Origin of the sequence: Pedobacter suwonensis, from assembly GCF_044762335.1 — a bacterium.
Classification (GTDB): domain Bacteria; phylum Bacteroidota; class Bacteroidia; order Sphingobacteriales; family Sphingobacteriaceae; genus Pedobacter.
On the sequence record NZ_JBIWEB010000021.1, the window covers coordinates 90,647 to 97,622 of the forward strand.

Sequence of the window (6,976 nt, forward strand, 5' to 3'; positions counted from 1 at the left end):
GCCTCATCAGCATATAATTCCAAATCTAAGTAAAGTAACAGCTTTACTATTCATTCGTTAATGTTAAGTAATAGCTTTATTGTGCATATTCACCAATCAATTTATTTTCTTTAGGTAAACCCTGATTATTCAACTACTTTTGCATCTTGAAGTTTTGATTTACCGCATGCCAAAATTTATTTTCTTTTTGTTCGCGTTTGTATGGTGTGCTAATTTTTTGGCGGCACAGGAAACTCCTGTTCAAACAGATAGCGTAGCCGTGAAGCAATACCAATATCGAAGATACCGGCCCGATTCGGCAACATTGGCCAGGCAGCGGTATGCTACCGATTCTTTAATTCATCATACCTGGGTACTTCCTGATCGTTTAATTAATAAAAACGCGCTTCTGGATACTATTGAAAAGGAATATCTTTCTCCGAAGCTGGATTTGTGGGCATGGCACAAAAAGTATCAACATTTAAAGAAGAAAGCAAATCCATACCAGTTGGGTACCAAAATTCCGAAGGGAAACGTAGGCTTATTAGGCTTTATTTTTGGTATGCTTATTATCTTTGCCATTTTAAAAAATGCTTTTTCTAAGCAATTATCGGCTATCGTTCAGGCATTTTTCAGTAACAGGATTTTGAACAATATTAATAAAGAAGATAACCTGTTTAGTTCATGGCCGTTTTTGTTGCTTTTTGTGCAATTTGGTTTCGTTTTTGGGATGTTCTTTTTTTTGGTTGCCCAGTGGAATGATATGTATCAGGCTAAAGACGGCTTTAAGTTTTTCTTTAGCATTTCCATCACGATTATTGTTTTTTATGCCCTCAAATTAATCATCTTACGCTTTTTAGGTTATCTGTTCAATGTGCAGAAACCAGTAGGGGAATATATTTCAATTTTGTATCTCAGTTACTTCAATGCGTCATTGCTATTCATTCCCTTAGTGGTTGCTTTTGCCCTGTCGCCGCTAAAATACGGTTCGGTTTATATTGTGTTGGCTTTCTTGTTGTTAGGCGTCATTTTTACCTTTCAGCTCCTGAGGGCAGGTGTAACGATACTTTCTAACAATAAGTTTTCTAAAATGCATTTATTTTTGTACTTTTGCGCGCTTGAAATATGTCCCGTCCTCATACTAATTAAAACGATAGGACTGTAGCAGGAAAAGGAAAAATGCAAGAAAAGAACGACTCTAGAATCCGCAAAGTAAAAAGTATTTTGGTTACTTTACCAAAACCTGAAACAGAAAAATCTCCTTATTATGATTTGGCCAAAAAACACAACTTAAAAGTTGATTTTAGGTCTTTTATCCACGTTGAAGGTGTACCCGCAAGAGACTTTAGAAAGGATAAGATTAATCTGGCCGATTTTACGGCCGTGATTTTTACCAGCCGAAATGCAGCAGATCATTTTTTTAGAATCTGCGAAGAAATGCGTTATGAAGTGCCGGCAGAACTAAAATATTTCTGCCTGTCTGAAACCATTGCTTTATATCTGCAGAAATATATCCAGTATCGTAAGCGTAAGATCTTTTTTGGTAAACAAACTGCAGCCGATTTGGCCGAAGTGTTAAAGAAACATGCAAACGAGAAATTTTTATACCCTTGTTCTGATGTGGCAACCGAAGATACGATGAAGTTTTTGGAAAAAAGCGGATACAATTTTACACCGGCGGTTTTATTCAGGACTGTAGTGAGCGATCTATCCGATTTAGCCGATGTATTCTATGATGTTATCGCATTTTTTAGTCCTTCAAGTATTCAATCTTTATTTAAAAATTTCCCTGATTTTAAACAAAACAATACCCGTATTGCAGCTTTTGGAACCAACACCAGTAAAGCCTGCACGGATATGGATCTGATTGTAGATATTGCCGCGCCAACTCCAGGTGTCCCATCAATGACTATGGCCATTGAGAATTACATCAAAATATCTAATAAATAGCAATAAAAAATATTTTTTCAAGTCAGCACAACAAAAGCATAACTTTCCTGTTAATAAGAGAGTTATGTCTTTTGTTGAAAACGCATATCGGCGGATGATCAATTGTTAATCTTTCTTTAACCGGGTTTAGATAATGATTTCATGTAAAATATTTGCTTTTGTAGATAATTTCAGTGATTTTTGATAAAATTGCTCCTAATCGTGCTGTGCACAACCTTGAAAATATGAAGAAAATCTACCTTCTAGCTATTGTAGGGATAACTGTAATGCTAGCAAGCTGTGGCCATGGCGGCCAGGGTGAGCTGGTTGGCGCTTATAACCGAAAATTTAAAAACGATAGAATCCCGTTAGGAATGGTTTATATTCCACCAGGGCATACACCACTGGGGGGATCTGATGAAGATATTACCTTTTCTCAGAACGGACCAAGTAGAATGACCACGATCAGTGCGTTCTTTATGGATCAAACCGAGATTTCAAATGCCGAATATCGCCAGTTTACCAACTGGGTACGCGATTCTATTGCGATTGTGATGATGGGCAATCCACAACAGTTTATGATTACCCCAAAAGGAAATGCGGCAACGGCTCTTGGCGGAGAGAAATACATCGATTGGAAAAGGGTAGGCCGAAACGGGGTTAATATTTGGCGTAATAAGGGCAGGGGGGCAGCGGCCGCCCAGGCAAGCCAGCTAGACGGTATGTATTATTCAGGCTTAGATGCCCTTCCAGGGAAGAAAGAACTGGATGTTCGTAAATTCGAATATTCATATGCCGAATTAAATATGGAGAAAGCCGCTATTGGCCATAAAGATCCAAACAGCAAACGCCAGGATTATATCGATCGTTACACCGTTGCCATCTATCCTGATACAATGGTTTGGAAAACAGATTATTCCTATTCACAAAACGATCCGATGGTGCGTGGTTATTACAACCACCCTTCCTATGACGACTATCCTGTTGTTGGTGTAAGTTGGGAGCAGGCAAAAGCTTTTGCTCACTGGAGAACCAGATTGTACGATGGTGTTGCGACAGCAAGGAAACTGCCTGCTGGATCAAGATCAGACTACAGGTTGCCGGCTGAAACAGAATTTGAATATGCTGCAAGAGGCGGTAATACCAAAACCAAATATCCTTGGGGAGGACCTTACATCAGGAATACAAAAGGATGTTTACAAGCTAACTTTAAACCCGGCCGCGGCGATTATTCGAGCGATGGTGGAATTTATACGGTAGGCGTCAGATCTTATTTTCCTAACGATTATGGTCTGTACAATATGGCCGGAAACGTATCTGAATGGACTATCACTGCTTATAATAAAGGTGCCAGCCCGCTATTACACGATCTGAACCCCAACTTTACTTATGATGCTGGTTCAGGCGATAGCAAATACAAAAAGCGTAAAGTGGTAAAAGGAGGTTCTTGGAAAGATACAGGCTATTTTTTACAAAATGCTGTGTCTACATACGAATATCAGGATACACAAAGGTCATATATTGGTTTCAGATGCGTTTCATCTTACCCGGGTACTGATTTAAGACGTTAAACCTACTAACAACTAAAACTAAAGAAAAACATCAAATTTATGGCAGCAAAAAAACAACCAGGCTGGTTACATGTGGCAATTTCATGGGGAGCAAGTATTGTAATTATCGGAGCATTATTTAAAATCCTACACATCGGCGGGATTTTAGGTAATTACATGATTGGGCTTGGTCTTGGCGTAGAGGCATTTTTATTCTTTTTAACCGGGTTTTTTCCACCGGAACCAGAACCAGCATGGGAAAGAGTTTATCCTGAACTAAAAGCAGATTATAAAGGAGAATTACCAACAGCTTCGTCCAGACCTGTTGCTGCAGTGGCCCCGTCTAATACAGCAGCTTTGGATAAAATGTTATCAGATGCTAAAATTGGTCCGGAGTTAATTGAAAGCTTAGGTACAGGTTTGCGTACCTTTGGCGATAAAGTAGCTTCAATTTCAAATGTTGCAGATGCATCTACAGCAACAAACGAATTAACCGGTAAAATTAAAACCGCATCAGCCGGTTTTGATAACTTGAGCGCATCTTTTGAAAAAGCAACAGCCAATTTAAAAGCAATGGGCGAAAGCAATGTAGATTCTCAGGCATACCACGAACAGGTTAACAATTTGGCGAAGAACTTATCGGCTTTAAATGCAGTTTATGAATTGGAATTACAAGATTCCAGCGCGCATTTAAAATCGATGAATAAATTCTATTCAAACTTAGCATTAACCATGCAAAACTTTAACGAATCGATGGAAGATTCGAAACAGTTTAAAGAAGAGGTGAATAAGCTGGCTAAAAACCTTTCATCACTTAATGCAATTTATGGCAATATGTTATCGGCCATGAACGGTCCGCGTGTATAATTTTTTTAGTTTTTAAATTTTAAAGAAAAGCTACATCAAATATGGCAGGCGGAAAAGAAACAACAAGGCAGCGGATGATCAATATCATGTATTTGGTATTGTTGGCCATGCTCGCCTTAAACGTATCAGATACCATTTTAGATGCATTCAAAAATATCAACGATAGTTTGGATACTTCTAAAAACAATGTAAATACAAGTATTAATCAGTTGTTTTCTGCCTTCGAGAATTCGAAGTTGAAAGAAGAGCCAGCACGTGCTCAGCCTATTTACGACAAGGCTAAGCAAGCGCAGAAGGCAGCTGACGATTTAAATAATTACATCGAAAGCATTAAAAAAGAATTTACTCAGGCGGGAGACGGGATCGACCCTGAAACGGAAGATCTGGTGAATAGATCCAATCAGGATATTGCACAGAATATCATGATTAATCAAAAAAAAGCGGATGAATTAAAAAAGAGAATCAATGCCACCAGAGAGAAATTAATCTCTTTATTAGATCCGGCCGATCGGGCGAACGTTTCGTTCTCTCTTGAAGCTAAGGACCCAGTAAGCAAAAGAAAAGGAAATTGGCAGGAAACTTACTTTGGTGAGGGAACACCACTTACCGCTGCCATGACCATTTTAACAAAACTACAGACAGATACTAAAAATGCTGAGGCAGAAGTAGTGAAGAGATTGTTCGGAAATATGGATAAAGCCCAGGTTAACCTTGATCAGTTTGCGGCGGTTGCAGTAGCACCTACTTCTTACGTAATTCAGGGGCAGCCTTATACTGCCGAAGTATTTTTAACAGCCAGCGATTCGAGATCAACGCCCGATATTACGGTTAACGGAAACAAATTGTCCGTTAAGGATGGTAAAGGAACTTATACCGGTGGTACCGGTAGTGTTGGACAGTTTACCTGGGTAGGTACGATCAGGGTTCGCCAGACTGATGGCCAGGTGAAGGAATACAAAACTCAGCCACAAACTTATCAGGTAGCGAAACCTTCAGCATCTGTTTCTTCAACAAAATTGAATGTAATTTATGCTGGTATTGCTAATCCCTTTACCGTGTCAGCGGCAGGCTTTCCATTAGAAAGTGTTCGTGCTTCCATTTCAGGAGGTTCAATGTCTGGTAGTAACGGTAATTACAATGTGAACGTTCCGGGCAGCATGGTAGGCCAGGAAGTATCCATTAATGTATCAGCAAACAATGCAGGCAAAACCGTTAGTCTTGGTTCACAAAAGTTCAGGGTGAAAGCCATTCCGGCGCCTGTAGCAAAAGTTGGCGGACGTGCGGGAGGCGATATTGCTTCGGTGCAGTTAAAAAGCGAAACCGAGATTGAAGCAGATCTGGATGATTTTCCTTTTGATGTTAAGTTTAAAATACAACGTTATAAATTAACCATTATCAAACCACGTTCAGATGCAGTTACCATTGCAGGTAGCGGCGGAAGTTTTGCAGGTGCAGTTAAAGGTGCCATGAACTCAATTACGCCTGGTACGAGGGTGTTTTTTGAAGATATTGTTTCTGTAGGGCCGGATGGGCGTCAAAGGATATTGCCTTCATTAGCGTTTAGTGTAAAATAAAAGAAATGAAAAGGATTTTAAGTATTGCCATTTTAGTTTTATTAACCGCGTTTGCTTATGCACAAAAAAAGCCAACGAAGTTAGCACCGAAAAAAGCTGCACCGGTGGCTGCTGCTCCTGTAGCAGATACGGTGAAAGCTCCTGTTAAAACGGCTAGGAAAAAACTCAAAGTACCACCTAAAGATGGTTTTTATGCCCGCAAGGACATTGACAGTACTGAAATGGTTCCTTTGGCCGATGTAAGGGAAGAGGATGTTTTTTATGCAAAACGGATCTGGAGAGAAATTGATTTACGTGATACGGTTAACTCGGCTTTAAGATCGCCTAAATCAAGATTAATTGACGTTTTGATTGCTGCAATTAAAAAAGATGAACTAACAGCATACTCTCCAATTGATAGTGCCTTAAATGAAGATGATGCTTTTAATAATCCAATGTCTGCAGACTCTGCTGCGAAATCAGCTTTAGGTACAGCGGAGGTTTCGAACAATAAAACCGGAACTGTTACTACAGTTGTAAATGATTTTAACCCGGAATTATTTTTGAAGTTCAGAATAAAGGAAGATTGGATTTTCGACACAAAACGTTCTATTTTTGAACCACGTATCGTGGGCATCGCACCATTAAAGTACAATGAAGTTTCTAAACAGTGGCAGCCTGTATTTTGGGTGTACTATCCTGAAGCGAGAGAAATTTTGACAAAGAAACGTCTGATTAATACCAATAATGATGCTTCATCATTAAGTTTCGATGATTTCTTTATCCGCCGCTTGTTTAGCAGTTATATTGTAAAAGAATCGAATCCTGGTGATAATAAAATCAGAGATATTATCGCAGACCCTAAAGAGCGGTTGTATGAATCAGAAAGGATTAAAAAATCTGTTCTGGATTACGAACAAGGTCTTTGGGAATATTAATCTCATAAAAAAGGCTTCGATCTTCATAGGAGCCTTTTTGTTTACAATGAATCCCTTTCTCTTTGCCGTCATTTCCTTTGGTTAATCAAATGATTTAAAACTAAAGTTTATTTTTAAAACGTTAGTATAAAAGACAGGGTGAACTTTCGTCATTTCTAGT

Annotated in this window: 6 protein-coding genes; all 6 read left to right on the forward strand. The window is 39.0% G+C overall.

Features of this window, described 5'->3' with window-relative positions; genetic code table 11:
* The first annotated feature begins 166 nt into the window (after positions 1-166).
* Positions 167-1,144, forward strand: a complete 978-nt coding sequence (locus tag ACIQXP_RS22315; protein ID WP_293745208.1) for a DUF4271 domain-containing protein — start codon at positions 167-169, stop codon at positions 1,142-1,144.
* Between the two features lie 14 nt (positions 1,145-1,158).
* A complete protein-coding gene (locus tag ACIQXP_RS22320) occupies positions 1,159-1,929 on the forward strand; it encodes a uroporphyrinogen-III synthase (RefSeq protein WP_293745207.1) in 771 nt (256 codons plus the stop codon).
* A gap of 224 nt (positions 1,930-2,153) precedes the next feature.
* Positions 2,154-3,479 (forward strand): T9SS ring complex lipoprotein PorK/GldK, encoded by a 1,326-nt coding sequence (gene porK / locus ACIQXP_RS22325; RefSeq protein WP_293745206.1) that lies wholly within the window; start codon positions 2,154-2,156, stop codon positions 3,477-3,479.
* Between the two features lie 39 nt (positions 3,480-3,518).
* A complete protein-coding gene (gene porL / locus ACIQXP_RS22330) occupies positions 3,519-4,325 on the forward strand; it encodes a type IX secretion system motor protein PorL/GldL (protein ID WP_387507811.1) in 807 nt (268 codons plus the stop codon).
* A 41-nt stretch (positions 4,326-4,366) separates the two neighbouring features.
* Positions 4,367-5,899, forward strand: a complete 1,533-nt coding sequence (gene porM, locus ACIQXP_RS22335) for a type IX secretion system motor protein PorM/GldM (RefSeq protein ID WP_293745204.1) — start codon at positions 4,367-4,369, stop codon at positions 5,897-5,899.
* 5 nt (positions 5,900-5,904) lie between these two features.
* The gene (gene porN, locus ACIQXP_RS22340) at positions 5,905-6,816 is read left to right on the forward strand and encodes a type IX secretion system ring subunit PorN/GldN (RefSeq protein ID WP_293745203.1); all 912 of its coding nucleotides are present in this window, start codon (positions 5,905-5,907) and stop codon (positions 6,814-6,816) included.
* Positions 6,817-6,976 lie beyond the last annotated feature (160 nt).

What these genes read in the sequence shown, in the direction of transcription:
- porK (WP_293745206.1), top strand. Translation starts at nt 2,154, where the DNA reads ATGAAGAAAATCTACCTTCTAGCTATTGTAGGGATAACTGTAATGCTA.
- porM (WP_293745204.1), top strand. Translation starts at nt 4,367, where the DNA reads ATGGCAGGCGGAAAAGAAACAACAAGGCAGCGGATGATCAATATCATG.
- ACIQXP_RS22320 (WP_293745207.1), top strand. Translation starts at nt 1,159, where the DNA reads ATGCAAGAAAAGAACGACTCTAGAATCCGCAAAGTAAAAAGTATTTTG.
- ACIQXP_RS22315 (WP_293745208.1), top strand. Translation starts at nt 167, where the DNA reads ATGCCAAAATTTATTTTCTTTTTGTTCGCGTTTGTATGGTGTGCTAAT.
- porN (WP_293745203.1), top strand. Translation starts at nt 5,905, where the DNA reads ATGAAAAGGATTTTAAGTATTGCCATTTTAGTTTTATTAACCGCGTTT.
- porL (WP_387507811.1), top strand. Translation starts at nt 3,519, where the DNA reads ATGGCAGCAAAAAAACAACCAGGCTGGTTACATGTGGCAATTTCATGG.